The 24,439-nt window shown below is 44.1% G+C and carries 24 protein-coding genes, 6 tRNA genes and 1 pseudogene; 16 read left to right on the plus strand and 15 right to left on the minus strand.

What is annotated here, in order from left to right; genetic code table 11:
- Positions 1-17 precede the first annotated feature (17 nt).
- A complete protein-coding gene (gene purF, locus K1M91_RS07330) occupies positions 18-1,535 on the plus strand; it encodes an amidophosphoribosyltransferase (protein WP_232801070.1) in 1,518 nt (505 codons plus the stop codon).
- 66 nt (positions 1,536-1,601) lie between these two features.
- On the opposite strand, the gene K1M91_RS07335 is transcribed toward purF, so the two are convergent.
- From K1M91_RS07335 to K1M91_RS07345, 3 genes are all read right to left on the minus strand, one after another.
- Positions 1,602-2,198: a Yip1 family protein gene (locus K1M91_RS07335; protein WP_232801072.1), complete on the minus strand. Its 597-nt coding sequence runs from the start codon at positions 2,196-2,198 to the stop codon at positions 1,602-1,604.
- Between the two features lie 144 nt (positions 2,199-2,342).
- Entirely contained in the window at positions 2,343-3,089 is a 747-nt protein-coding gene (gene lpxH, locus K1M91_RS07340; RefSeq protein ID WP_238481353.1) for a UDP-2,3-diacylglucosamine diphosphatase, read from the minus strand.
- A 10-nt stretch (positions 3,090-3,099) separates the two neighbouring features.
- On the minus strand, positions 3,100-3,594 hold the full coding sequence (locus tag K1M91_RS07345; protein WP_232801075.1) for a peptidylprolyl isomerase: 495 nt from the start codon (positions 3,592-3,594) through the stop codon (positions 3,100-3,102).
- Between the two features lie 274 nt (positions 3,595-3,868).
- Between K1M91_RS07345 and cysS the strand changes: the two genes are divergently transcribed.
- Positions 3,869-5,245, plus strand: a complete 1,377-nt coding sequence (gene cysS / locus K1M91_RS07350) for a cysteine--tRNA ligase (protein WP_232801077.1) — start codon at positions 3,869-3,871, stop codon at positions 5,243-5,245.
- Between the two features lie 75 nt (positions 5,246-5,320).
- Here cysS and folD read toward each other — a convergent pair whose 3' ends face one another.
- Positions 5,321-6,178 carry a bifunctional methylenetetrahydrofolate dehydrogenase/methenyltetrahydrofolate cyclohydrolase FolD gene (gene folD, locus K1M91_RS07355; RefSeq protein WP_232801080.1) on the minus strand — a complete coding sequence of 286 codons (858 nt, stop codon included), beginning with the start codon at positions 6,176-6,178 and terminating at the stop codon, positions 5,321-5,323.
- 220 nt (positions 6,179-6,398) lie between these two features.
- Between folD and K1M91_RS07360 the strand changes: the two genes are divergently transcribed.
- The 6 genes from K1M91_RS07360 to K1M91_RS07385 all read left to right on the plus strand — a co-directional run bounded on the left by K1M91_RS07360 (position 6,399) and on the right by K1M91_RS07385 (position 7,261).
- Positions 6,399-6,475, plus strand: a tRNA-Arg gene (locus tag K1M91_RS07360).
- A 42-nt stretch (positions 6,476-6,517) separates the two neighbouring features.
- Positions 6,518-6,593: transfer RNA gene (locus tag K1M91_RS07365), tRNA-His, on the plus strand.
- Positions 6,594-6,614: 21 nt separating this feature from the next.
- A tRNA-Leu gene (locus K1M91_RS07370) sits at positions 6,615-6,699 on the plus strand.
- A gap of 169 nt (positions 6,700-6,868) precedes the next feature.
- Positions 6,869-6,945: transfer RNA gene (locus K1M91_RS07375), tRNA-Pro, on the plus strand.
- Positions 6,946-6,954: 9 nt separating this feature from the next.
- Positions 6,955-7,030, plus strand: a tRNA-His gene (locus K1M91_RS07380).
- Between the two features lie 154 nt (positions 7,031-7,184).
- Positions 7,185-7,261, plus strand: a tRNA-Pro gene (locus K1M91_RS07385).
- A gap of 267 nt (positions 7,262-7,528) precedes the next feature.
- On the opposite strand, the gene K1M91_RS07390 is transcribed toward K1M91_RS07385, so the two are convergent.
- Both K1M91_RS07390 and K1M91_RS07395 read right to left on the minus strand, forming a co-directional pair.
- A complete protein-coding gene (locus K1M91_RS07390; protein ID WP_232801082.1) occupies positions 7,529-7,801 on the minus strand; it encodes a DUF3081 family protein in 273 nt (90 codons plus the stop codon).
- Between the two features lie 163 nt (positions 7,802-7,964).
- The gene (locus K1M91_RS07395; protein WP_232801084.1) at positions 7,965-9,671 is read right to left on the minus strand and encodes a protein adenylyltransferase SelO family protein; all 1,707 of its coding nucleotides are present in this window, start codon (positions 9,669-9,671) and stop codon (positions 7,965-7,967) included.
- Positions 9,672-9,989: 318 nt separating this feature from the next.
- On the opposite strand from K1M91_RS07395, the gene K1M91_RS07400 reads away from it, so the two are divergent.
- Entirely contained in the window at positions 9,990-10,412 is a 423-nt protein-coding gene (locus K1M91_RS07400; protein ID WP_232801086.1) for a secondary thiamine-phosphate synthase enzyme YjbQ, read from the plus strand.
- Positions 10,413-10,528: 116 nt separating this feature from the next.
- On the plus strand, positions 10,529-10,780 hold the full coding sequence (locus K1M91_RS07405; protein ID WP_232801088.1) for a DUF2999 family protein: 252 nt from the start codon (positions 10,529-10,531) through the stop codon (positions 10,778-10,780).
- Positions 10,781-10,824: 44 nt separating this feature from the next.
- Here the strand turns inward: K1M91_RS07405 and K1M91_RS07410 are convergent, their stop codons facing one another.
- The 4 genes and pseudogenes from K1M91_RS07410 to K1M91_RS07425 all read right to left on the minus strand — a co-directional run bounded on the left by K1M91_RS07410 (position 10,825) and on the right by K1M91_RS07425 (position 13,296).
- Complete coding sequence (locus K1M91_RS07410; RefSeq protein ID WP_232801090.1) at positions 10,825-11,265, minus strand: hypothetical protein; 441 nt, start codon at positions 11,263-11,265, stop codon at positions 10,825-10,827.
- 173 nt (positions 11,266-11,438) lie between these two features.
- A pseudogene (locus tag K1M91_RS07415) lies at positions 11,439-11,558 on the minus strand (diguanylate cyclase); the annotation flags it as partial.
- A gap of 19 nt (positions 11,559-11,577) precedes the next feature.
- A complete protein-coding gene (locus K1M91_RS07420; protein WP_232801092.1) occupies positions 11,578-12,852 on the minus strand; it encodes a hypothetical protein in 1,275 nt (424 codons plus the stop codon).
- Positions 12,853-12,861: 9 nt separating this feature from the next.
- The gene (locus K1M91_RS07425; protein WP_232801094.1) at positions 12,862-13,296 is read right to left on the minus strand and encodes a hypothetical protein; all 435 of its coding nucleotides are present in this window, start codon (positions 13,294-13,296) and stop codon (positions 12,862-12,864) included.
- A 758-nt stretch (positions 13,297-14,054) separates the two neighbouring features.
- Between K1M91_RS07425 and K1M91_RS07430 the strand changes: the two genes are divergently transcribed.
- The 4 genes from K1M91_RS07430 (at position 14,055) to K1M91_RS07445 (ending at position 18,350) form a co-directional block, all read left to right on the plus strand.
- Positions 14,055-14,795, plus strand: a complete 741-nt coding sequence (locus K1M91_RS07430) for an SDR family oxidoreductase (protein ID WP_232801096.1) — start codon at positions 14,055-14,057, stop codon at positions 14,793-14,795.
- 35 nt (positions 14,796-14,830) lie between these two features.
- Entirely contained in the window at positions 14,831-16,039 is a 1,209-nt protein-coding gene (locus K1M91_RS07435) for an acetyl-CoA C-acetyltransferase (protein WP_232801098.1), read from the plus strand.
- 87 nt (positions 16,040-16,126) lie between these two features.
- Positions 16,127-16,474, plus strand: a complete 348-nt coding sequence (locus K1M91_RS07440; RefSeq protein ID WP_232801100.1) for a phasin family protein — start codon at positions 16,127-16,129, stop codon at positions 16,472-16,474.
- A 58-nt stretch (positions 16,475-16,532) separates the two neighbouring features.
- Positions 16,533-18,350, plus strand: coding sequence for a class I poly(R)-hydroxyalkanoic acid synthase (locus K1M91_RS07445; RefSeq protein WP_232801101.1), 1,818 nt, complete (start codon positions 16,533-16,535; stop codon positions 18,348-18,350).
- 60 nt (positions 18,351-18,410) lie between these two features.
- Here the strand turns inward: K1M91_RS07445 and K1M91_RS07450 are convergent, their stop codons facing one another.
- The 5 genes from K1M91_RS07450 to purM all read right to left on the minus strand — a co-directional run bounded on the left by K1M91_RS07450 (position 18,411) and on the right by purM (position 22,222).
- Positions 18,411-19,679, minus strand: coding sequence for a S9 family peptidase (locus K1M91_RS07450; protein WP_232801103.1), 1,269 nt, complete (start codon positions 19,677-19,679; stop codon positions 18,411-18,413).
- 57 nt (positions 19,680-19,736) lie between these two features.
- A complete protein-coding gene (locus K1M91_RS07455; protein ID WP_232801105.1) occupies positions 19,737-20,135 on the minus strand; it encodes a hypothetical protein in 399 nt (132 codons plus the stop codon).
- A gap of 24 nt (positions 20,136-20,159) precedes the next feature.
- Positions 20,160-20,393 (minus strand): hypothetical protein, encoded by a 234-nt coding sequence (locus tag K1M91_RS07460; protein WP_232801107.1) that lies wholly within the window; start codon positions 20,391-20,393, stop codon positions 20,160-20,162.
- A 135-nt stretch (positions 20,394-20,528) separates the two neighbouring features.
- The gene (gene purN / locus K1M91_RS07465; protein ID WP_232801109.1) at positions 20,529-21,173 is read right to left on the minus strand and encodes a phosphoribosylglycinamide formyltransferase; all 645 of its coding nucleotides are present in this window, start codon (positions 21,171-21,173) and stop codon (positions 20,529-20,531) included.
- An 8-nt stretch (positions 21,174-21,181) separates the two neighbouring features.
- Positions 21,182-22,222 (minus strand): phosphoribosylformylglycinamidine cyclo-ligase, encoded by a 1,041-nt coding sequence (gene purM, locus K1M91_RS07470; RefSeq protein WP_232801111.1) that lies wholly within the window; start codon positions 22,220-22,222, stop codon positions 21,182-21,184.
- A 212-nt stretch (positions 22,223-22,434) separates the two neighbouring features.
- Here purM and upp point away from each other — a divergent pair, with 212 nt between their 5' ends.
- Positions 22,435-23,061, plus strand: a complete 627-nt coding sequence (gene upp, locus K1M91_RS07475) for a uracil phosphoribosyltransferase (protein ID WP_232801112.1) — start codon at positions 22,435-22,437, stop codon at positions 23,059-23,061.
- Positions 23,062-23,157: 96 nt separating this feature from the next.
- Entirely contained in the window at positions 23,158-24,369 is a 1,212-nt protein-coding gene (locus K1M91_RS07480) for a uracil-xanthine permease family protein (RefSeq protein WP_232801211.1), read from the plus strand.
- The last annotated feature ends 70 nt before the right edge of the window (positions 24,370-24,439 follow it).

Here is a 24,439-nt window from a genome sequence, read left to right on the forward strand (position 1 = left end):
ATACAAGGACAAGAGACATGTGTGGTATTGTCGGCATCGTTGGATCTACCCCTGTTAATCAAAGCATCTATGATGCATTAACTGTGCTGCAGCACAGAGGTCAAGATGCAGCAGGCATCGTGACTATTTCAGAAGGTAACTTTAAGCAGCGTAAAGCCAATGGTTTGGTCAAAGATGTGTTTGAGTCAAAACACATGCAGCGCTTAAAAGGAAATATCGGTATTGGCCATGTGCGCTACCCAACAGCGGGTAGTTCAAGTGCCGCCGAGGCGCAGCCATTTTATGTGAACTTTCCTTACGGCATGGCTTTAGCCCATAACGGTAATCTAACCAATGCTCCTGATTTGGCGAAAGTTGCTATTAAATCTCGTCGTCACATCAACACCACGTCAGATTCTGAAACACTGTTAAACGTGCTAGCACATGAATTAGCCCGTGTTGATAAAGACCAGCTTGATGCTGCTGATATTTTTGCTGCTATCAGCAAAGTACACGAGCAAGCCCTTGGCGCTTACGCCGTGGCGACCATTTTAAATGGACATGGTTTGATTGCATTTCGTGACCCTAATGGCATTCGTCCTTTAGTGTTGGGTAAACGTGTTGCAGAAGACGGCCAAACTGAGTACATGGTGGCTTCTGAAAGTGTTGCGATTGACGCCATTGGTTTTGAGTTTATTCGCGATGTGGTGCCTGGCGAAGCGGTATATATTACCGAAAAAGGTGAGCTACATACGCAACAGTGTGCTGCTAATCCAGACTACTGTCCGTGTATCTTTGAATATGTATATTTTGCTCGCCCTGACTCCACTATCGATAATATTTCGGTATACGGCGCTCGCCTAGAAATGGGTAAAACCTTAGGTGATAAAATTAAGCGTGAGTGGGACGATCTTGATATTGATGTGGTTATTCCTATCCCGGAAACCTCTTGTGATGTGGCGCTGCAAATTGCACTCCAGCTTGAGCTACCATATCGTCAAGGTTTCGTGAAAAACCGCTACATTGGCCGTACCTTTATCATGCCGGGCCAAACTCAGCGTCGTAAATCAGTGCGCCGTAAGCTTAACGCCATTGATGCCGAGTTTGCTGGTAAAAATGTATTGTTAGTTGATGATTCGATAGTTCGTGGTACTACCAGTGAGCAAATCGTTGAAATGGCGCGTGACGCAGGTGCTAAAAAAGTGTACTTCGCTTCAGCGGCACCAGAAATTCGTTTCCCTAACGTATACGGGATTGATATGCCAACGGCTAACGAGCTGATTGCCCACGGCCGCGATGTTGACCAAATTTGTCAAAACATTGGTGCTGATGGCTTGATCTTCCAAGATCTAAAAGACCTCGTTAAAGCGGTTTCAGTCCAAAACCCAGAAATTACTAAGTTTGAAACTTCAGTGTTTAACGGTGAATACGTAACTAAAGACATTGACCAAGACTACCTTGATTATCTCAATAACTTACGCAACGACGATGCCAAAGAGCTCCGTGAGCAAAAGGAAGAAATTGCTAACCTTGAGATGCATAACGAAGGAGCATAACCTTTAATTGCTTCAGAGGTTAATAAAAAGGCTACCTAGAGTAGCCTTTTTTATTGCTGAAATATATTAAATGAACGCAGGCCCAAACCCGACTGACCATAAAATGACGGTACTCGCTAAAATCGCCACTAATAATACTAGCCCGACCGTGACCACTGAGCTTGCGAAAATAAAGCCCTGATCTTCTGGAATATGCATCAAGATAGGTACACCTGTGTAGAGCAGGTAAATTGACCAAGCTAAACCAGCAAAGCCCACCAGCATGATAAACCAAGGGTGTGGGTAGAGGGCAGCAAAGCCGACCATAAACAAGGGGGTTGCCGTATAAGCGGCAAGCTCTAGAGCATGAACAAAATTAGGTTTGGCCCCAAAGGTTTGGCTCATCCAATTGGTAAGGTAGGCGAGGGCAAAGACACCAGTGACTAACGCAAAGTAGGTTGCGATTGACATCATCGCGGCGCTATTGACTGATAAGAATATGGGGTCACCAACGCCGATACTCCAACCAATAAAAGCAGTGGAATAAAACATACACACACTAGGCACTAAGGCAATTATCAAAATATGGCTTAAGCTGGCACTGATGCTTTCATGGTTACGATCTATAGTATGCCACTCAGTTTTTGGGTGGGCATATAATCCCCAAATATGGTTAAGTATCATAATCTGTCCCTCGTCCAATGATTTAGATGTATACGTTACACATCCAATAAGTAGATCAAGTGTTAAATTTTACAACTAAGTAACATTTTTCCACTGCTCTAACTTTAGTCGAGGTTTGAAGCGACAGGCAAATTTGGCTAAAAATTAACCTTTATCGTTAAGAAAGGGTTGTGAGATAAGTTGCTTGCCAGCCGAGTTAACTAATAACATGCTACCTTGCTCATACCAGTCCCCTAACACAATACGAGTTGCGGGGCTCTGATTAATCTCAAACTCGTGTATTGCTGGCCGATGAGTGTGACCATGGATCATCAGGTTTACGCCAAACTTAAGGCAATCTTCTTGTACTGCGGGTGGGTACACATCCATGATCTCTTTGCGTTGTTGCTGTTTTTCCTTGCTTTGGTTTTTACTGCTGGTGCGGATTTTCTCGCCAATTTTAGCGCGGACAAACTTTGGCAACGCTAAGAACAGCATCCGTAACCAAGGTTTATAAACCCATTTACGATAATTTTGGTATGCCTCATCTTCGGTACAAAGGGTATCTCCATGCAGCAATAATGCGGTTTCGCCATAGAGTTGTACTAAGGATTTTTCAGCCAAGATAGTCATATCACAAAGGCGTGCGTAGCGCTCTCCGAGCATAAAATCACGGTTGCCGTGAATATAGTAACAAGGTACCCCTGATTGGCTTAAATCAGATAGGGCTTTTGCAACCTGTTCAGTTAGGGGCGTTTGAATATCGTCCCCTAACCAAATCTCAAATAAGTCACCTAAGATATATAAGGCATCAGCTTGACGCGCCTCAGTAGCCAAAAACTGCAGGAACAACGCCGTGATATCAGGGCGAGATTCAGTTAGATGTAAATCGGCAATAAAATAGGTGCTCATTATCAACTACTTATTCAGCAACAGTCGCACTAACAATAACCACTTCTTCTAGTGGTACGTCTTGGTGCATGCCGTAGTTACCTGTTGCAACTGCTTTAATTGCTTCAACAACTTCCATGCCAGCAACTACTTTACCAAATACACAGTAGCCCCAGCCTTGAGTTGTTTCAGATTTAAAATCAAGAAATGTATTGTCGTTCACATTGATAAAAAACTGAGCAGAGGCTGAGTGTGGGTCCATCGTACGAGCCATCGCTAACGTGCCCGTTTTGTTAGATAGGCCATTGTTCGCTTCATTTTTGATCGGCGCGCGCGTTTGCTTTTCATCCATGCCTGAAGCAAAACCACCACCTTGAACCATAAAACCGTCTATTACACGATGAAAAATAGTGCCATCGTAATGGCCTTCCTTAACGTATTGTGCAAAGTTTTCAGCGGTTACCGGCGCGTTCTCGTAATCGAGTTCAATTTGGATGTCGCCGTGGTTAGTTGTTAACGTGATCATTTTGTTACCTTACCTATTAATAAGGCCCGTATTCTAACCTAAGCAAAGCAGCGGGAAAACCACCGCTTCGGATAAACCGCATCAAAACCCTAGCATTTAGCTGAATTTAAATAGGCGATGAGGCAGGTTGGACAATGCATACATATTTTTTGTTGGTGAGGTGCTTGGGTATATGAGCAGGCTGTTAACAAGCAATTGCCCGTAACAGGTGAATTTAAGCGTCGCTCACGGTAGAATGCGATTTTTGTCCCCACTATTTAGTATCGAGGAACAGATGCTCAAGATATACAACACATTGACACGTCAAAAAGAGGAATTTAAACCTTTAACCGCCGGCAAAGTTGGCATGTATGTGTGTGGGGTAACCATTTACGATTACTGTCATATCGGTCATGGCCGTACGTTTGTTGCGTTTGACTTGGTTGCACGTTACCTACGCTATGCTGGATACGATTTAACCTTTGTGCGCAATATTACCGACGTTGACGACAAAATTATTAAACGTGCTAATGAAAATGGTGAAAGCTGCGACGCGCTAACCGCTCGTTTCACCCAAGCCATGCACGATGATTTTGATGCTTTAAATATTAGCCGGCCTGATTTTGAGCCACGCGTGACCAATCACATGGATGATGTGATTGAGATGATTGAAAAACTGATAGCTAAAAACAATGCTTATGTATCGAGCACAGGTGACGTCTTGTTTTCGGTTAGCTCATTTGCCGATTACGGCAAGCTCAGCCAACAGAATTTAGAGATGTTACAAGCGGGTGCGCGCGTTGAAGTAGAGCAAAGTAAAAACGACCCTCTGGATTTTGTGTTGTGGAAAATGTCTAAGCCGGGTGAGCCCAGTTGGGAGTCACCATGGGGCGCAGGTCGTCCAGGTTGGCACATTGAATGTAGCGCAATGAATAACAAAATTTTAGGTGAAGTATTTGATATTCATGGTGGAGGCTCAGACTTGGCTTTCCCGCATCATGAAAATGAAATTGCGCAGTCATGTTGTGCCCATAATGGCAAGTACGTTAACACTTGGATGCACTCCGGCATGGTGCAGGTTGATAAAGTGAAGATGTCTAAATCACTGAATAACTTTTTCACTATTCGTGATGTGTTAGCTGAATACGATGCTGAGTCGGTGCGTTACTTTTTATTGTCAGGCCATTATCGCAGTCAGCTCAACTACAGCGAAGACAACTTAAAGCAGGCGCGTTCAGCCCTCGAACGTTTATATACCGCTCTACGCGGTATTACGCCGAGCACCGCAGCAACCGATTCGCCTTATGCTACGCAGTTTAAGCTGGCAATGGATGATGACTTTAATACGCCTGAAGCGCTGCCAGTATTGTTTGAACTAGCAAAAGAAATTAACAAAGTTAAAGACAGCGACGGTGATAAGGCCCAAGCGCTGGCTGCTGAGTTATTAACTTACGCTGAGGTGTTAGGCTTACTGTACCAAGATCCTGAGCAATTTTTGCAAGGCGGTGAGTCAGATGATGAGGTGGCTGTGATTGAGGCGTTGATTAAACAACGTAACGATGCTCGCGCCGCTAAAGATTGGGCCAGTGCTGATGATGCCAGAGATAAGCTTAACGCAATGAATATTGTGCTTGAAGACAGCGCAGGTAAGACTACTTGGCGCAAAGCTTAATTTTACTTAATGCACGAATAAAAAATGGAGGCGTTAGCCTCCGTTTTTGTTATTGGCTATTTATCACCGCTTCACTTAAGCCTTATCGAAAGACTCACAAGCTTCTAAAGTATTTTCAATCAGCGTCGCGACCGTCATTGGGCCAACGCCACCCGGTACTGGCGTAATAAAAGCGGCGTGCTGACGTGCTACTTCAAATTCCACATCACCCACTAGCTTGCCGTTTTCAAGGCGATTAATACCTACATCAATAACCGTAGCACCCTGTTTCACCCATTCACCAGGAATAAAGTTAGGCTTACCTACACCAACAACCAGTAAATCGGCTTGGCGCACGTGATGTTCAAGATCAACGGTGAAGCGATGACAGCAAGTGACAGTACAGCCCGCGAGTAGTAATTCCAACATCATCGGACGACCAACAATGTTAGAAGCCCCTACAATGACCGCATGTTTACCGTGTGGCGCTTGTTGGGTGCTATTAAACAGTGTAATGATACCTTTCGGTGTACAAGGACGAAGCTGTGGAATACGCTGCGCTAGGCGGCCTACATTGTAAGGATGAAAGCCATCAACATCTTTATCAGGACGAATGCGTTCGATTACCTGAGTAGAGTCAAGTCCTTCAGGTAGTGGCAGCTGTACTAAAATGCCATCGACTGTATCATCTTCGTTTAAGCTATCAATTAATGACAATAGCTCTTCTTGAGAGGTAGTAACGGGGAGATCATAAGACTTAGATACAAAGCCTACTTCTTCACAGGCACGGCGTTTACTGCCTACATACACTTGCGAAGCGGGGTCAAGCCCTACTAATACTACCGCTAAACCGGGTGCTCTTTTTCCTAAGGCTAAACGTTGTTGCACTTTCTCAGCTACATTTGTTCTTATTTGTTTAGCGATGGCTGTTCCGTCAATTATTTGCGCAGACATTGATTTTGCTACTCTTTTATTGTCATTAAAACTGCTTATATTGTGGCAGAACAACGAAAGCTTGTCAGCCAATTCGTACAACCCTTATGCATGCTGATTAACAATTGAGCGAACAGCAAATTTTTTAAAGAAAGTGTTTGACCAACTGGGCTCAACTCAGTAATATCCCGCCCCGTTGTCAGGCACTAAGCGGTTGCAAAGCCTTTAGCGCTTACAGTATGCGCCCTTAGCTCAGCTGGATAGAGCAACGGCCTTCTAAGCCGTAGGTCGAAGGTTCGAATCCTTCAGGGTGCGCCATTTAATTTGAATGAATTCAGTTAAATGGTTAGAGATATAGCGGCGGATGTAGCTCAGTTGGTAGAGCCCCGGATTGTGATTCCGGTTGTCGCGGGTTCAATCCCCGTCATTCGCCCCATCTTCTTCAAGAAGATAAAATGCGGAAGTGGTGAAATTGGTAGACACGCTAGATTTAGGTTCTAGTGCCGCAAGGTGTGAGAGTTCAAGTCTCTCCTTCCGCACCATTTAACGTCAATGAGTTGGACAGACGTTAACTTGCTCAACAAGCAAGCCTCCAAGCAAAATTTAAGTTCGGTGATTAGCGTAGCCTGGTAGCGCATCGTCGCAAAGCTCATAGAGAGTGGGACCAGAGGGTATCGACCCTCTACAATATACCAGCGCACAGTTTAAGTTCGGTGATTAGCGCAGCCTGGTAGCGCATCTGGTTTGGGACCAGAGGGTCGGGAGTTCGAATCTCTCATCACCGACCAGTTTTAGTGGCGGATGTAGCTCAGTTGGTAGAGCCCCGGATTGTGATTCCGGTTGTCGCGGGTTCAATCCCCGTCATTCGCCCCATTATTTAAATATATAGTGAACCATTAAGTAATTTGCTTCGTTATATAACACATCGGTGATTAGCGCAGCCTGTTAGCGCATCGTCGCGAAGCTCATAAAAAGTGGGACCAGAGGGTTTCGACCCTCTACAATATACAAGCAAAAAGTTTCAGTTCGGTGATTAGCGCAGCCTGGTAGCGCATCTGGTTTGGGACCAGAGGGTCGGGAGTTCGAATCTCTCATCACCGACCAGCTATCCAAGTTTCTCTAACAAGCGAAGCTTGAGGTCGGGAGTTCACTAATTCAAAGAACACTCATCACCGACCAAATTAAAAAAGCCGCTCAATGAGCGGTTTTTTTGTGTCTGGATTTCGGCAGCTTAATTGGTGTCAGCTGATATTTTTTGATACTTATTGCTTATTGGCCACTTCAGCGCGCCCTTGCTATCGAATATCTTTCTAAGCTCGCGGATAAGGGCATCAAAATAACATTTCTATTCGATTTTCAAGTGGGTAGTATCTAACTGTGTCGCTTTATGGCTTGATTATAAATCAGGTTAATTTTCTTTAAAAAATCATTTTTTTGCGACTGTTGTTCGTAATCTAAGTGATAAGAATTATGAAAACCAAATCGCATTGTTACACCGCTACCTTGCAGATAGAGTGTGTAGCAGTCGAAGTCAGTAAACGCTAATATGCCTGAGCAGAGTTTACCTTGGCCGGTGTCTTCACCATGCTGCTGAATATATTCAAATACCGTTAGTATAGTTTTACTGCAAATCTCATTTTTCATCGCTCACTCCTTTGAGATTTGATACATGTTTTTTGATACGTAGCTATTACCTATTTAGCTCAGCTCTAGCCAAGTTGAAACCGGCATTAGCCACATTATTTTCGCCGAAACCACGCTAATATTTCTGTGGTTACGGCGTAAGCTTTCCCGACCATTTAGCTATTCAAGATGAACAACTATAGTGCGATATCCCGCCAGCGTGGAAATATTCTTGAGGTCTCAGTCGATAATACTTCTCTTCAATCGCCTTGGCTTGCTCACCGTATGGGTCGCTAAATACTTGCTTTAGTTCTTCAATCAATGAGTAATCGCCTTGCATCGCTTGTTGATAAGCGGGCGCAACCAACCACTCGCGCCAAGTGTATTTGGGGTTGGTGCGTTTCATGTTGCTTGCAATGGTTTTTAAATCTTGTTTCTCATTTGCCAGCAGATTGAGCCATTGGTCTAACCAATGCTGCCATTGCTTATCTTGCTCAGCAGATGTAGGTAGGTAAAAACTCTTTTTCAAACTGCTGATATCATTAGGTATATGGGATAGCTCACGGAAGAAGATAGTGTAGTCAACCTTGGTTTGGATCATTAACTGCATTAGCTGGCTAAATAGTTCAGGGGGGAATTCACTTAGGCCCAGTTTAGTGGCCCACATTGATTGACATTGCTGTTGTATTTCGTCTTTAAAGCCACGGCGAACGTCATCTAATTGGGCCAGTGCTTGTTCATCTTGCGCTAACAGTGGCCTTAATGCTGTCCAAAGCATATGAAAGTTAGCTTCGGCTGCCGCGGGCTGATTAAAGAAAGAAAAGTGTTTGCCCCCGCCGGTCCACGGTTGAAACTCGGGGTCAAAGGCTTCGCAAAAACCAAACGGGCCATAATCTAAGGTAAAGCCACCGGCGGCGCAGTTGTCACTGTTAAAATTGCCTTGGCAGTAGCCAACACGTAGCCAGTTAGCGATGAGTTTGCTTAAACGCACTCTGAACAACTTGGCTAATTCAATAATCTGTTGATTAAATTCAAGGTTTGCGTCTATTTCAGTTTGGTATTCACGCGCAATTAAATGCACCACTATTTGCTTTAACTCAGCGAAGGCGTTGCTGTGGGTATTTTCACGCACTCGGCGGGCAAACAGCTCTATTTGACCAACACGTAAAAATGAGGGCGCGACGCGGGTTGAGATAGCGACTGGGTTTTCAACCATCACATCGGGGTCGGCGGAATAGGAGTTGCTTGAATACCAAGGCCGAGAGACCGTTTCTGACTTGGATACATATAAGGTGAGAGAGCGAGAGCTTGGCACCCCTAAGTTGTGCATATATTCTTGCGCTAAAAATTCACGCACACTAGAGCGTAATACTGCCCGGCCATCTGCTCCGCGACAATAGGGGGTAGGGCCTCCACCTTTTAATTGCATTTCGTAGCGCTGGCCATTGAAGACGCCTTCAAATATAGACATGGCACGACCATCGCCGTAGCCATTACCGGTATGAAATGGGCATTGCTGAGTATATTCGGTGCCATAAATTGATAACGCATAGCCTGTTGCCCAGCCGAAGCGCTTCATGGGGGCTGGGGCGTTACTTAAATCACCGGAAAAAAGCTGACGAAAATTTGCATCATGAGCCAGGGCGTCCGCTAATCCCAGCTGCGCAAAAAATGCTTGGCTATGACTGACATAGTTAGCATTTGCTATAGCGGTGGGTTTTACAGGGACGTAATGACCTGAAAATACTTGTCGCGCATAGTGATCATGGCCATCTGCTGTGGCGTCTGGATCAGGGGTGAGTTGCTCCATCAAGGAATAATCGACAGCCTTAGCAAAGGTCGCTAAATCTGAAATGTTAGGCTGCGGGGCAGTGCTTGATGGAGCTGTCATCGCTGAAATCCTTTTATTATATAGTGGTTATTCATCACGCTGTTGTACGAAGTGCGGTGAATTACAGTTTAAGCAATGCTTACTTTAATTTCTTTTTGCTTGGCTGGCTATTTACTTACTGGATCTTATCGCGAATCGTTGGCGTTATGATACGCTCAATCATCATTTTGCTGCTGACCGTTAAGGCAATTGCGGGTCTATACCCAATCAACCTGGAGATGCTTGAAACATGCTTCTTCAAGTTGATTGGGTATAGATGGTTAATGGGCTGCGCTCACTGTAAAATATCGTTTTGTGTGAGTTATTTGTGAGAGTGTTATGTGGATTCAAAAAGAAATTGTTTTATCGCCGAAAAAGCGCGGTTTTCACTTAATTACTGATGAAGTATTACAGTTGTTGCCGGAAATATCTGAGGTATCTGTTGGGCTTGCGCATATTTTTATTCAACATACCTCAGCGGGCTTAACTATCAATGAAAATGCTGACCCTACTGTGCGACAAGACTTTGAGCAGTTTTTTAATCGCACTGTGCCAGAAGACGAGCCGTATTATAAGCACATTTACGAAGGCAGTGATGATTTGCCTAGTCATATTAAGTCCAGTTTATTAGGGCACAGTGTGTCAGTCCCCGTGACCAATGGCCGCTTTAATATGGGCATTTGGCAAGGACTTTACCTTTGTGAGCACCGTAATTTTGGTGGCGGCAGAACCTTGCTGGTGACGCTCCAAGGTCAGGCTTAGTTAGATAGTAAAGTCTCACTATGAGGGTGTGGGGGGCGAGTTATTTGCTAGTACCCAGCTAGCAAGGCAAATGTTAAACTGGCACCAAATTATGTTTACTAGTGAAAGGTATTTCGATGAACCCGATTATTGCACTGTTAAAAGAGAACAATGTCTCAGAAGAGAAGATCAACGAGTTATTTCAAACCCTCACGCAAAACCCGTTAGCGGCTATGACCACCTTGAGCCAGTTAGGGCTACCACAAGATAAGCTGCAACAATTAATGGTGCAAGTCATGCAAAATCCAGCTTTGCTAAAAGAAGCGGTCGATGAGCTCGGTTTAGATTTTGCTAAAGTTGAGGAAGCTAAAGAGCGTCTTCAGCAATAAGGTTTCATTTGTTGCATGCTCTTAAAATAATGAGCATGCAACGGTTAAAAGCGTAAGTATTTTCTTACTTCTTGCCAGTCTTGGAATGGCGCTTGGCCAAACTGAATCAGCTCACCAGTAAAGCCTTCCTGACTGCGACCTTTTGATTTGTCATCAATCAGATAATCTCCCTTTAACAGGCCTTTGTTTGAGCAAATGATCAGCTTTTCGGCAAAATCTAAGCCAAAATACCGCTCTACCCAGACGCGTTTTTCCGTGTAACAAAGTGGATTTCTAACTGACGGCGCGGTGAGAATATATGGCGTGTATCTTGTCGAGTCGATCAGTGCTTTGACAGCTTCTATTGCGCCTTCTATGGGCTCAAGTGCCGTATAAAAGCCATATTGTGATTGGGGAAACTGAATTTGTGGAGTATGGGCAATCGCGCGTTGGAACGCGCCACTAAAATCACACAGCACATCGTCCATATCTATGTAAACTATCATGCTACTTCTCGCCTTTGAGCTACAGAATTATTGAGATTAAGCATCATATTGTTGAGCCTGTAACGCGGCAAGTGAAATCCGCTCAAGTGCTTTTAGGAGAGAGGCTGCAATGACGGCTAGTGTGGCAACATTGGTTTTTTAACCACATTAGTGGGCAATCATGGATGCGTTGGCTAACCATTGGCTATAGCATAGTTATTTTTGCCTTTGCGTTTTATTTTATACATGGCTTGATCGGCTAATTTTATGAGCCCTTGCGCTGAAGTCGCGTGATCGGGATATAACGCAATGGTAACATAAAGTTTATTTTCATTATTTAGTCTCTACCGTGAACTGCAGTGGTGGTTTAGGTGGCATGGTAAAGCCGTTGATATCGGTTTCAGCAAAACTTGGCAAGCCGTCATAGACGCGTAAGTTATCAATGGCGTACCATTCTTCACGCATGGATTCTTTCGGCCAGCTGTGGAAAAAATCGTTACCACCAATGGCAACAATGTTCCATTTCACCATTCCGTCAGCAACGATGACATCTTCGCCATCATTACGTCCGCTGCGCAGATAAGGAATATCGGTAATGGTGAGTAAACGCCGCCCATTCATCCATTGAATGAGTATGCCGTCGCGTACATTCATGGCTGAATTCATCTTGACGTAGAAGCCCATTTTGATCCAGTCTTGCTCACTGCCATGAACTTGGTCATGATGAACCGGTGCTGCGTCGATGACGCCACCATCACGTAAATTGAGAGGTCGTTCGGTGGTGCCGTTTGGGCCCATCCCTTCTATCATATCTACGTAGTTCAGCGACCCCTGGGGAATAGTAAGTTCGCCATGATTAAATGTATAGCTGTGCCCGTGAGGGCCGCCGCGAACGGTAATCACATTACGCACGCCATAGTAGTCAGTCATCCAGTTCCAAATGACAATGGGGCCTTTATCACCACCAGGAAAGCCTTGGTATTCGCTGCCGCGTTCATCAAAGCTGGATACGCGAGCTATTTTACTCATGTCGGCGCGTCGACCAATATCTTGCCAAGGTGGGTAGACGGTGGTGTTATCGGAAAAAGTGATCCAAAATTCAAAATAAACTTCGTCTATTCCTTGGTGGATATTACTATCAAAAACAGGTTTACCCGCCACGAGATCCGGCAAATAAAGGCTCAGAATACCGTCAGTCATCCAAGCGTGACTGTTGTCTTGGGTTGGTTCACGCCAAAATACGGCCGACTTTCCTTTTTTACCTAAAGATTTATCGCTATTGGACGCGAGTATTTCAATGATTTCATGATGATTTTCATGGGCATTACGTGGACTATAATGCTGGCCTTGTTGGCGCGCAGATAAAAACTTTCCAGGTAATATATGGCCTGCGGTACGGCGCTGCGTAAAATCGGCTTTATTATCATCGCCAAATGTGCGGCCATCATGAATACCATAAAGGTTTAAGCCGTTTTCAGGTAAACCTGAGTGCCAGTCCGGCAATTCGTCGAAAGTTTCTTCTATGAGCAAGTTTGCGCCCTGTGTGCTGAATGTGATGAGTAGCAATATGCTGAGTAAAAAGTGTTTTTTGTTGCATGGGAAGGGCATATTGGGCTCCTATGATTTTGGCGAAACGAATTGGCTTAACCGGCCTTGGTGATCTTTCGTGGCAATTTCAAAATGATATTGGCCTAGCGGTAACTCGAGATCCCAGCGGGTAATATTGGCCTCTAGTTCCATTTGCTGGCTTTGCGTTGTTGCGGTATTAGTCCAGCGCAATACATAAGCTGTAATTTCATTGTTAAGTAATGGTGAGCCATCAACTCGTTGCTGCGGTGCCGCCCAATCTAAGCGATAACTTATTGTGGACGGTGCTAAAGAGGGGGTTGGCTGCGCCTCAGGAGTGGGTGAAGGCGTTGAAGCAACATTTGGAGGAACGATATTGGAATCAGTAATATGAGTGCTATCGGGGTTGTTGCTACTTGATCCGCCACATGCAATAAGGACAAAACACATAGGCACGCTGCTGATAAATGTGAACAGTGGTTTCATTACGTTTCCAGGCAAAGATATATTGTGATGTATAATATGCTATTTGTTGCATAGTAAAGGTTTGCTAAGTAAGAAATATGATCTCGATCTTTTTTTCGTTTTGCGTTGGCAGTGTTGCTTTGAGTTTAGAAAGTTGCGTCGTTAAGGCTGCTTTTTCTTAGGTCGTATGAAGCTTACCCTGTGATTATAGCGTTATACTTGTTGGGTGTACGCATGGGCTAAATTGCTCTAAGGAATAAATGATTTGTTAGTGGTGTAATATCTCGGCCAAATGGGATCTCAGATTGAATGAACCCCCTATGCGGACTTCCATTTATTTGTAAGGCAAAGCTGGGCAACTTTATTTCTGCTCTTTGTTGGGGGGCAATTTGGCTAAATGGAGCGTTATTGTGAGCAGCGATAGTGCGCAACTGAGTAGGATAAAGCTGCTTATTAGGTTATGGTTTTGTTAATAAATGTAGTGTTTTTATGTCGTTATAGGATTTTTATTTAACATACTGGAAACATAATTGCACTGTTATTGAGAGCTAGTCCTAATTTCTAGATGTAAGTTGCTCATTCAGTTACTTTCCCTCCCCATCTGTTCAAATACCAAACTATTATTAATAAAATTGTCATGTAGTTGATTTAAATTTTATGTTGTCAATTAGGCTGGATGGCAAGAAATTAAGAAAAGTTGACTGTAATTCTGGCTCAGGCAGTACCAGATGTGGCTTCAGGCACTTTACATATGTGTGCATTGTTTATACGGAGTTTTAATGAAGAAGCTAGCTTTGATCACGGGTTCAAAAGGTGGTATCGGTTCGGCCATTACTTGTAAATTAGTATCAGAAGGTTATCGCGTGATAGCCGCGTACTACACTGGCAATCGTGATTGTGCAGAGAAATGGTTCAAAGAGCAGAATTTCACAGATGAACAGGTAAAACTGTTTGAATTAGATGTGTCTGATTCGGCCCAATGTGCGGAGCGTTTGAGTGCCTTGTTACAAGAAGAAGGCACCATTGATGTGTTGGTGAATAATGCTGGTGTCACTCGCGATAGTGTGTTTAAGAAAATGACCGCTGAACAGTGGCATGATGTTATTAATACCAACCTAAACAGCTTATTTAATGTTACTCACCCCTTATTTGCCGCGATGTGTGAAAAAGGCAACTGTCGTGTAGTGAATATTTCTTCTGTTAATGGTTTGCGTGGTCAATTTGGTCAAACTAACTATTCTGCCGCCAAAGCCGGCATGATTGGTTTTTCTAAAGCCCTTGCAGCAGAAGGGGCGCGTAGTGGCGTGACGGTAAACGTAGTGGCACCTGGTTACACTGGTACTCCGATGGTAACGGCGATGCGCCCTGAAGTACTTGAAAAAATTACCGGTGAAATTCCAATGAAACGCTTGGCTAGCCCTGAAGAAATTGCAGCGGCAGTAAGCTATTTAGTGAGTGATGCGGCGGCTTATATCACAGGTGAAACTTTGTCCGTTAACGGCGGCTTATACATGCACTAAGTGCAATTCTAAGAATAATTAAGGATCTGGTTGAGATGGAAAAAGTGTATATCGTTGCGGCTAAGCGCACCCCGATAGGCTCATTTTTGGGCAGTTTGAAAGATTTTGCTGCAGGTAAATTAGCGGCTGAGAGTATTAAAGGTGCAGTGGCGTCAATTGCATTGCCAGTGGACCAAATTGATGAAGTGATTGTGGGCAATGTGATTGCCGCAGGGCAGGGTATGAATGTAGGGCGTCAAGCGTCTATATTTGCTGATATTCCCGCTGAGGTACCAGCTTATACCGTGAATATGGTATGTGGTAGTGGCATGAAGGTGGTTATGGATGCCGTTTCTCACATTCGCGCAGGTGATGCGCAAGTAGTGGTTGCTGCAGGGGTGGAAGTGATGTCACAAATTCCATTTACAGTCCCTGCGTCAATGCGCCAAGGTCAAAAGATGGGTAACTTAGCTTTGACAGATTTACTCATTAACGACGGCTTAACGGATGTGTTTAACCAATATCACATGGGAGTGACCGCTGAAAATGTGGCCAAGCATGTGGGGGTTACGCGAGAAGAACAAGATGAGTTTGCCCTCGCCAGTCAGCAAAAGGCGGTCGCTGCAATTGAAGCGGGTCGCTTTGTTGATGAAATTGTACCTGTTGAGATTGTTACTCGACGTGCGATCCAAACGTTTTCAGTAGATGAATATCCTAAAGCTGATGCCACGTTTGCTGGTTTAAGCGCTTTACGACCTGCATTTGATAAAGCCGGTACGGTGACAGCAGGTAACGCTTCGGGGATTAACGATGGTGCGAGCACTGTCATTGTAGCATCAGAAAGTGCGGTTAAGCGCCTTGGCTTAACACCATTAGCAGAGATCGTGAGTTGCGCACAAGTAGGATTAGACCCTAGCTTAATGGGATTAGGCCCTGTTGGCGCAGTGACGTCTGCATTGAAGAAATCAAACTTATCTATAAACGATGTGAGTGTGTTTGAGCTTAATGAAGCATTCGCTGCACAAGCATTAGGTGTAGCGAAACAATTAGCATCAGATCACGAAGTGCCAGTGCAGTCTATTCTAGATAAAGCTAATTTTAATGGCGGCGCTATTGCCCTTGGTCATCCTTTAGGGGCATCAGGTAATCGAATTTTAGTTTCGTTGGTTCATGAGTTAGCGCGTCAGCAAGGGGATTACGGCGTTGCCTCTCTTTGCGTCGGCGGCGGCATGGGCACGGCGGTGTTAGTAAAACGTTGTTCTTAAAGCTGTTTGTAAGCTTTTTCATTAACTAGTTAGTGGCTATACACGCTTTATGTAAGGCGTGAAATTTTAAAACTCAGGAGATAAACCATGTATACCGATATGTTTAAATTGTTTAACGAGCAGTCAGAAAAAGCATTAGCACCTTACCTTAAATTCAACAAGTTAGTGGCTAAAAATGCAGAAGTATTAACGGAGCTACAATTAAACGCAGTGCGCACTTACAGTGAAATTGGCTTATCGCAAATGAAAGCAGCAACTGAAGTAAAGGATGTATCTTCTTTAGCGGTTTTCAATAGCAATCAAGTCGCTGCGCTTACACGTCTTTCTCAACAAATGATGGAAGACAGCAGCAAGTTACAAACGATTGCAAAAGAATTTAAGCAAGACGTTGAAGAATTGACAAATGAGAACATTAAAGCGGTAACACCTGCTTAATAATTGGCAAGCCAGCCACCTTATTTAGGGTGGCTTTTCCGTTCAAGAGGGTCAACTTATGTTTCAACACTTCTTCTCGGACTATCTTGTCAAATTGCAAGAAAGCAACCAGCAATGGTGGCAGGACTTTGAGCAAGGCAAGGGAGCCGTCAATTCTCCACTTAATCAGGCAATGAATGAAGTTGGCTTAAACGACTTCAATGAGTTGTTAAAAGGTGCCGCCAACCAACCTGCTGCGATGCTTGATTTGCAAATGCACTGGTGGCAGCAGCAAATGGAAATTTGGCAAAATGTTGTTATGCAAGAAACGGGTAAATCTTCCGTAATTGAAGCCGAGCGTGGTGATAAACGTTTTGCTGATAGTGCATGGCAAGAGCAAGCCATTTTTAATTTCATTAAACAGTCTTATTTACTGTTTAGCAAAACTTACCTCGACACGATTAATGCAGTGGAAGGGGTGGATCAGAAGACGAAAGAGCGTCTAGGCTTTTTCTCTCGTCAGATGATAAACGCAATGTCGCCAAGTAACTTTATTGCGACAAATCCAGAGCTATTAAAACTCACCCTAGAAAAGAATGGGGAAAACCTAGTAGAAGGCTTATCGCTATTACAGCAAGACATGGCGAATAGTGCTGATGTACTTAAGATCCGCATGACCAATAACGATGCGTTTAAACTGGGTGAAAATGTGGCTAACACACCTGGCGAAGTGGTGTTTAGAAATCAATTGTTTGAACTGATTCAATATCGCCCGACCACAGAAACCGTTCATGCTACGCCTTTGTTAATTGTGCCGCCGTTTATTAATAAATACTACATTCTAGATTTGCGCGAAAAGAACTCGATGATGCGCTGGTTGGTCGATCAAGGCCATACCGTATTTATGATGTCGTGGTGTAACCCGAGTGCGGCTCACGCTAATGTTGAATTTGGCGATTATGTAACTGAAGGTGTGGTCAAGGCGGTTTCAGCCATTGAAGAAATCACAGGCCAAGAGCAGATCAATGCCGCCGGTTACTGTATTGGTGGCACTGTATTAGCGTCAACAATCGCTTACTATGCCGCTAAGCGTATGAAAAAACGCATTAAGTCAGCTTCATTTTTCACAACGCTGTTAGACTTTTCCCAGCCCGGCGAAGTCGGTGCTTACATCAATGACACTGTAATAAGTGCAATTGAAATGCAAAATAACACCTTGGGCTATATGGACGGCCGTTCATTGAGTGTTACTTTTAGTTTGCTACGTGAAAATAGCTTGTACTGGAATTACTACGTTGATAATTACTTAAAAGGTAATAGTCCAGTTGATTTCGATTTACTGTATTGGAACAGTGATAGTACCAATGTTGCTGCCAGCTGCCATAACTTCTTACTACGTGAGCTTTACCTAGAAAATAAACTAGTACAGGACAAAGGCGTGAAGATTGGTGGGGTGTGGATTGATTTGGAGAAAATTAAAGTACCCAGCTACTTTATTTCAACCAAAGAAGACCACATTGCACTGTGGCAAGGCACTTATCGTGGTGCGTTGCAAACGGGTGGCAATAAAACTTTCGTGCTTGGTGAGTCTGGCCATATCGCGGGCGTGGTTAATCACCCAGATAAAAACAAATATGGTTTTTGGACCAATGAGGCGATGCCAGATAATGCTGAAGAGTGGTTTGACAGCGCTGCGCACAATGATGGTTCTTGGTGGCCGCACTGGCATCAATGGCTATTGGGCTTTAACCCTGACGAGCGGGTTGAGCCTTATCAGATTGGCGCTGCTAACTACCCTGTTCTTTGTAGTGCTCCAGGCGTGTATGTGAAACAAACCTTACCAGTTGAAGCTGCGCCAGAGGTGGTTGAAACCCAAGAGTTTGCTGCCATGGTTTAGATTCAGCTTGCATGAGCTAAAAAGCGTGGCAGGGTGCCACGCTTTTTTATTTCCGCAAAATTAGATACGATTATTAGCAGGGCAGCTTGCTAAAAAATCAATCATCTCATCATAAAAATGTTGCTGGTTCTCTTCTTTATCAAAACCATGCCCTTCATCTTGTTTCAACATGTATTTTACTTCTACTCCACGTTTACGCAGTGCATTGACTATTTGATCTGACTCCTGCTGTTTAACGCGAGGGTCTTGAGCGCCTTGCGCCACAAACAAGGGGGCTTTGATCTTGTCAACATGGTAATACGGGGATATTTCTTTCAATTTCTTAATATCGGTATAAGGGTTACCGACATTCTCAAGCCAAGATTCTCGGCTCATCCCCCAAGATTCATCCATATTCATTAAGAATGTATGCAGGTTAGATATGCCAACATAATCTACTCCGCAGGCATATAAATCAGGGGTAAAGGTTAAGCCAGCTAAAGTAGCATAGCCGCCATAGGACGCGCCGTAGATCATCACTCTTTTAGGATCGGCAATCCCTTGTTCGATAAGCCACTCTACCCCGTCGGTAATATCATGCTGCATACCACCAGAACCAAATTGATGAAAGCCAGCCTTAAAGAACGCTTTACCATAGCCACCTGAGCCGCGAAAGTTAATTTGTAATACGCCGTAACCTTGATGTGCTAGCATTTGCACTTCTGGGTTATAGCCCCAAGTGTCGAGTACCCCAAATGGCCCACCATGGGGTAAGATGACAATAGGCAGGTTAGTTTTCTCTTTATTACGAGGCAAGGTTAGCAGGCCATGAATAGTTAAATCATCTCGCGCTTGGAATTGAATTGGACGCATGTCGCTTAAGTGTTCGGACTTTAACCAAGGCGAGGCTTTACCTAGCGCAGTAAAGCTTTGCGTTTCGGTATCAAATAACATGTACTCTACGGGAATGTTGGCATCGGTATTGGCTAATATCACTTCTTTGCCATCTTGGGTTATCGAATTAACCGTGAAGTGAGTCGAGAATTTTGATTCGATAACTTGATATAACTTTTTTGTCGTAGGCGATAGAGGCTGTAATTTACCTTTGCCTTCGGCAAAGTAGACCCACGAAAGTTCATTGTCTTGCGGGATAAAGCCTGCGCCCAATACATCATAATCGGCATGTTCAAACACGGTCGCCACTTGGCGAGTATCCATATCGAATTTAACGACCCTTACTTTGTCGGAGTTGCGATTAGTTAAAGCAAAGATTTCGTTAGTCGCATCATTAAAGTGGATGATTGAGAAGTCTTCGTCTTTGTTTACGGTAATTAGTTTACTAAAGGTCATGTCGCCTGGATGACGATAATGGTATTCCACTTTTTAATATTTATCATCGTTAGGTGCCTAGCGCGACTTAATTCTGGCGAAACCATCTTGGTCGTATATCGGGCCCCATAGACTATCAGAACGTGCAAATTCGGGAGTTATTCTTTTCGTGTTAATGTCTAGGGAATAGGGATAAAAGTAGCGCTTATCCTGTTTATTCATGTAGAAGATTATTTTGCCGGGTTTATTTTTGATTCTCTGTACGCCAGCAACCCGCGTAGATGGGAAAGGGGTAAGGTTAGTGATTTTCCCTGAGTGTATGTTAATCATGTTAAGTTGATAGTTTTCATCACCATCATTGTCTTGGTAATAACCCAAGTGAGCGTCATCTAACCATAAATAGCCGTCTAGGTTTTGACTGGTCACTTGCGTTAATTGCTTGTCTTGTTGCCCATCCATTTTCAAGAATAACTGCATTCTTCCTTGTTCATTTCTAGCTAACTAACTGATGTGCATACCATTGGGTGATAATTGGAAGTTACTGATAGCTGGTTTCTTAAAGAAAAGGTCAACGGCTTGATGCTTAACCTGATAAGGCCCCACTAGGGCAGGCATTGAATCAGCTTGTTGAGTATCAGAAGTTGCGCTAGGTGTGCTTGTAGTGTCGTTTGTTGTATTGGCACAGGCGCTTAATAGTCCAGCCAATAGTAAACAAGGTAGCAGCTTGGTTTCCATAAAATATCCTTAAATAGGTAGATTAAGAATATTCTATTTTCATTTCTATTGATGTAAAGACATAATATGTCAAAGGCATCATAAACAAAAACCCTGCAGTGCAGGGTTTTGTTTTAGGATTCGTGGCAATAAAACTTAGTCGTTGGCATAACCTGGTTCAGGCAGTTCAGCGCCATCAAGCACTGCTTTACCATTTTGCATACTAAGGCGATTGTTAATAAACCATTTCACTGCTAATGGGTAAATTCGATGCTCTTGGTCTTGTACACGTGCAGCTAAGTCTTCAGCTTGATCTTCAGAAAATACCGGCACCTTAGCTTGTAAAATCACCGGGCCACCGTCTAATTCTTCAGTGACAAAGTGCACACTGGCGCCATGCTCCTCATCCTTAGCATCAATAGCGCGCTGGTGGGTGTTTAAGCCTTGGTACTTAGGCAGCAAAGATGGATGAATATTCAACATTTTTCCTGCGTAATGTTGCACAAACGCAGGCGTTAGAATACGCATAAAGCCAGCCATCACTATTAAATCAGGCTGATACTTATCTATCTCGCTGATTAAAGCTTGGTCGTATTGTGCGCGATCTGTGATGCCTTTACTGGCGACAACGGATGTTGCGATACCCGCATTCGTTGCCCGCTCAAGGCCATACGCTTCGGCTTTGTTACTGATCACAGCAACAATGTTACCAGGCTCATCACTCAGATGAACTTGGTCGATGATGGCTTGCAAGTTACTGCCGCTACCAGAGATTAATACCAGTATTTTCTTACTACTCATGACGAACCTTAGTTTATTACGACTTGTTGCTCGCCATCTGCAGCGTTTTCAATGTGACCAATTAACCAAGCGTTTTCACCTAGGCCAGTTAATAGCTCAAGCGCTTTTTCTTTGTCGGCATCAGCAACGGCGATGATCATACCAACACCACAGTTAAAGGTGCGGTACATTTCTTCAGTTTCAACGTTACCGTTTTCTTGTAACCAGTTGAAAATTTCAGGCCACTGCCAGCTACTGCCATCGATAACCGCTTTGGTGTTCGCAGGAAGTACACGTGGGATATTTTCCCAGAAGCCACCACCCGTAATGTGTGATAGGGCGTGTACGTCAGTTTGCTTGATCAGTTCAAGAACTTGCTTAACGTAAATGCGAGTCGGCTCAAGTAATGCTTCACCTAAAGTGGTATCACCAAAAGCTTGGCTAGTATCAGCGCCAGATACTTCTAGGATCTTACGAACTAATGAGTAACCGTTTGAGTGTGGGCCACTCGAACCCAGTGCAATTAGTGCATCGCCAGCAGCGACTTTAGTGCCGTCAATTACTTCTGATTTTTCAACTACGCCCACACAAAAACCAGCGATGTCAAAATCGTCGCCTTCATACATGCCTGGCATTTCAGCTGTTTCGCCGCCGATTAATGAACAGTTTGACAGTTCACAACCCGCGCCAATACCTGTAACAACTTCAGCGGCAACATCAACATTGAGTTTGCCAGTTGCGTAGTAGTCAAGGAAAAATAGTGGCTCAGCACCTTGAACAATCAAGTCATTCACACACATAGCCACTAGATCGATACCGACTGTGTCGTGCTTTTTCAAGTCAATGGCGAGACGTAGCTTAGTGCCTACACCATCTGTGCCAGCAACCAATAATGGTTCTTTGTAACCAGCAGGAATTTGGCAAAGCGCGCCAAAACCACCTAGACCACCCATAACTTCAGGTCGTTTAGTACGTTTGCTTACACCTTTAATGCGTTCTACAAGAGCGTTACCCGCGTCGATATCTACGCCAGCATCTTTATAACTCAAGGAAGTGGTTTTGTTGCTCACAGAAGTCCCTCACCCATAACCAGACATTGTATTGTTAATGACAGTGTGCCACTAACTGGTAAAAATTCGCGGGTATTTTAGCAGGGCTAGAGCACGAGTAGAAATTTTTCTGTGTATTAATGCGCAAATTTATAAATATAGCGAGGTTGAAGAGGAGGTTTTTGCTAATATTAGTGGAATTTTTGCAGTTTTATCGTGTATTGGAGTTAAAAATGAAAGTTACTGAAGTTAAACACCCACTAATTCAACATAAACTAGGGTTAATGCGTGAGGCTAATATTAGTACTAAACGCTTCCGTGAATTAGCGCGTGAAGTGTCAGCATTGCTTACTTATGAAGCAACTTCCGATTTAGCCCTTGAAGACGTGAATATTCAAGGCTGGTCTGAAGAGATTACCGTACAGCAAATTAAAGGTAAAAAAATAACCGTTGTGCCAATTCTGCGTGCTGGTTTAGGCATGATGGATGGTGTGCTTGAGCACATGCCCAGTGCCAAAATTAGCATGGTCGGGATTTACCGTGATGAAGAAACCCTACAACCTGTGCCGTATTTCGAGAAACTAGTGAATCAAATTGATGATCGTTTAGCGCTCGTGGTAGACCCTATGTTGGCAACGGGTGGATCAATGATTGCGACGTTAGATCTACTCAAGAAAAAGGGCTGCTCTAACATTAAAGTATTGGTTATTGTGGCAGCGCCGGAAGGTCTTGCGGCAGTTGAAGCGGCGCATCCTGATATTGAGCTATACACCGCCTCTATTGATGATGGATTAAACAAGCACGGTTATATTATGCCAGGCTTAGGCGATGCTGGTGATAAGATTTTTGGCACCAAATAATCAACTCACGTTGCAATTAATTATTCAGGAGGAATTATGGCTCAGATAGACGGGTCTGCAACTGCAAGTGAGTCGAATAAGATACAGGGAATGGTAATGACGAGCCAGTGGCAAACCGCATTAGCAGGTTCACAAATGCTCTTCGTCGCCTTTGGTGCGTTGGTGCTTATGCCGTTGATCACGGGATTAGATCCTAACGTGGCTTTATTCACTGCGGGTATTGGTACGTTATTGTTTCAATGGGTGACTAAGCGTCAGGTGCCGATATTTTTAGCATCGTCATTTGCTTTTATTGCGCCTATTTTGTATGGCGTACAAACTTGGGGCATTCCCGCGACTATGTCGGGTTTAATGGCTGCGGGTGTGGTTTACATGTTAATGGCGGGCTTTGTGAAAGTGCGCGGCAGTGAATTTATTCATCGTATTTTACCTCCTGTGGTAGTGGGCCCAGTGATCATGGTGATAGGCCTTGGTTTGGCACCCGTTGCAGTGAATATGGCAATCGGTAAAACCGGTGATGGCTCGGCTGTGCTAATGGAACAAAGCACTGCGATGATTATTTCGTTATCGGCTTTAGTGGTCACCTTGTTAATGTCGACTATGGCAAAAGGTATTTTCAAGTTAGTGCCCATTTTTGCCGGTGTGGTGGTGGGATATGTGCTGGCCATCGCGTTTGGCCAAGTGGATTTTTCTCCCATTACTAATGCTAAATGGTTTGGCATCCCTAACTTTGTGGCGCCAGAATTTAGCTGGCAAGCTATTTTGTTTATGTTGCCTGTTGCTATTGCGCCCGCAGTTGAACACGTCGGAGATATCTTGGCGATTGGTAATGTAACGAAAAAAGATTACCTGAAAAAGCCAGGCCTACATCGCACTCTATTTGGTGATGGCGTCGCAACGGCGGCTGCGGCTTGTTTTGGCGGTCCACCTAATACAACTTACTCCGAAGTCACAGGGGCGGTGATGCTAACGCGTAACTTTAATCCTGTTGTAATGACTTGGGCAGCGGTGTTTGCTATTGCTTTGGCCTTTGTTGGCAAATTTGGCGCGGTATTACAAACCATTCCTCCTGCTGTTATGGGCGGGATCATGATGTTGCTGTTTGGTACCATTGCTTCAGTGGGGTTAAATACACTGATCCGTCATCAAGTGGATTTAAGCAAAGCACGTAACCTTTGTATTGTGTCTGTGGTATTGATTTTTGGTATCGGTGGTATGGCATTTGGGGTGGGGTCGTTTAGCTTACAAGGCGTTAGCTTGTGTGGGTTAGTGGCGATTGCGCTTAATTTATTACTGCCAAAAAATTGATTTTGTTAAAGCGATCCATGGTTAGCACCTGCTTGATTAATCAGAATTGATATTTAAGAAAAAGCCCGAG

The sequence above is a fragment of the Motilimonas sp. E26 genome (assembly GCF_021278025.1).
GTDB lineage: Bacteria > Pseudomonadota > Gammaproteobacteria > Enterobacterales > CBDFNC01 > Motilimonas.

What these genes read in the sequence shown, in the direction of transcription:
- purF (WP_232801070.1), top strand. Translation starts at nt 18, where the DNA reads ATGTGTGGTATTGTCGGCATCGTTGGATCTACCCCTGTTAATCAAAGC.
- K1M91_RS07335 (WP_232801072.1), bottom strand. Translation starts at nt 2,198, where the DNA reads ATGATACTTAACCATATTTGGGGATTATATGCCCACCCAAAAACTGAG.
- lpxH (WP_238481353.1), bottom strand. Translation starts at nt 3,089, where the DNA reads ATGAGCACCTATTTTATTGCCGATTTACATCTAACTGAATCTCGCCCT.
- K1M91_RS07345 (WP_232801075.1), bottom strand. Translation starts at nt 3,594, where the DNA reads ATGATCACGTTAACAACTAACCACGGCGACATCCAAATTGAACTCGAT.
- cysS (WP_232801077.1), top strand. Translation starts at nt 3,869, where the DNA reads ATGCTCAAGATATACAACACATTGACACGTCAAAAAGAGGAATTTAAA.
- folD (WP_232801080.1), bottom strand. Translation starts at nt 6,178, where the DNA reads ATGTCTGCGCAAATAATTGACGGAACAGCCATCGCTAAACAAATAAGA.
- K1M91_RS07390 (WP_232801082.1), bottom strand. Translation starts at nt 7,801, where the DNA reads ATGAAAAATGAGATTTGCAGTAAAACTATACTAACGGTATTTGAATAT.
- K1M91_RS07395 (WP_232801084.1), bottom strand. Translation starts at nt 9,671, where the DNA reads ATGACAGCTCCATCAAGCACTGCCCCGCAGCCTAACATTTCAGATTTA.
- K1M91_RS07400 (WP_232801086.1), top strand. Translation starts at nt 9,990, where the DNA reads ATGTGGATTCAAAAAGAAATTGTTTTATCGCCGAAAAAGCGCGGTTTT.
- K1M91_RS07405 (WP_232801088.1), top strand. Translation starts at nt 10,529, where the DNA reads ATGAACCCGATTATTGCACTGTTAAAAGAGAACAATGTCTCAGAAGAG.
- K1M91_RS07410 (WP_232801090.1), bottom strand. Translation starts at nt 11,265, where the DNA reads ATGATAGTTTACATAGATATGGACGATGTGCTGTGTGATTTTAGTGGC.
- K1M91_RS07420 (WP_232801092.1), bottom strand. Translation starts at nt 12,852, where the DNA reads ATGCCCTTCCCATGCAACAAAAAACACTTTTTACTCAGCATATTGCTA.
- K1M91_RS07425 (WP_232801094.1), bottom strand. Translation starts at nt 13,296, where the DNA reads ATGAAACCACTGTTCACATTTATCAGCAGCGTGCCTATGTGTTTTGTC.
- K1M91_RS07430 (WP_232801096.1), top strand. Translation starts at nt 14,055, where the DNA reads ATGAAGAAGCTAGCTTTGATCACGGGTTCAAAAGGTGGTATCGGTTCG.
- K1M91_RS07435 (WP_232801098.1), top strand. Translation starts at nt 14,831, where the DNA reads ATGGAAAAAGTGTATATCGTTGCGGCTAAGCGCACCCCGATAGGCTCA.
- K1M91_RS07440 (WP_232801100.1), top strand. Translation starts at nt 16,127, where the DNA reads ATGTATACCGATATGTTTAAATTGTTTAACGAGCAGTCAGAAAAAGCA.
- K1M91_RS07445 (WP_232801101.1), top strand. Translation starts at nt 16,533, where the DNA reads ATGTTTCAACACTTCTTCTCGGACTATCTTGTCAAATTGCAAGAAAGC.
- K1M91_RS07450 (WP_232801103.1), bottom strand. Translation starts at nt 19,679, where the DNA reads ATGACCTTTAGTAAACTAATTACCGTAAACAAAGACGAAGACTTCTCA.
- K1M91_RS07455 (WP_232801105.1), bottom strand. Translation starts at nt 20,135, where the DNA reads ATGCAGTTATTCTTGAAAATGGATGGGCAACAAGACAAGCAATTAACG.
- K1M91_RS07460 (WP_232801107.1), bottom strand. Translation starts at nt 20,393, where the DNA reads ATGGAAACCAAGCTGCTACCTTGTTTACTATTGGCTGGACTATTAAGC.
- purN (WP_232801109.1), bottom strand. Translation starts at nt 21,173, where the DNA reads ATGAGTAGTAAGAAAATACTGGTATTAATCTCTGGTAGCGGCAGTAAC.
- upp (WP_232801112.1), top strand. Translation starts at nt 22,435, where the DNA reads ATGAAAGTTACTGAAGTTAAACACCCACTAATTCAACATAAACTAGGG.
- K1M91_RS07480 (WP_232801211.1), top strand. Translation starts at nt 23,158, where the DNA reads ATGACGAGCCAGTGGCAAACCGCATTAGCAGGTTCACAAATGCTCTTC.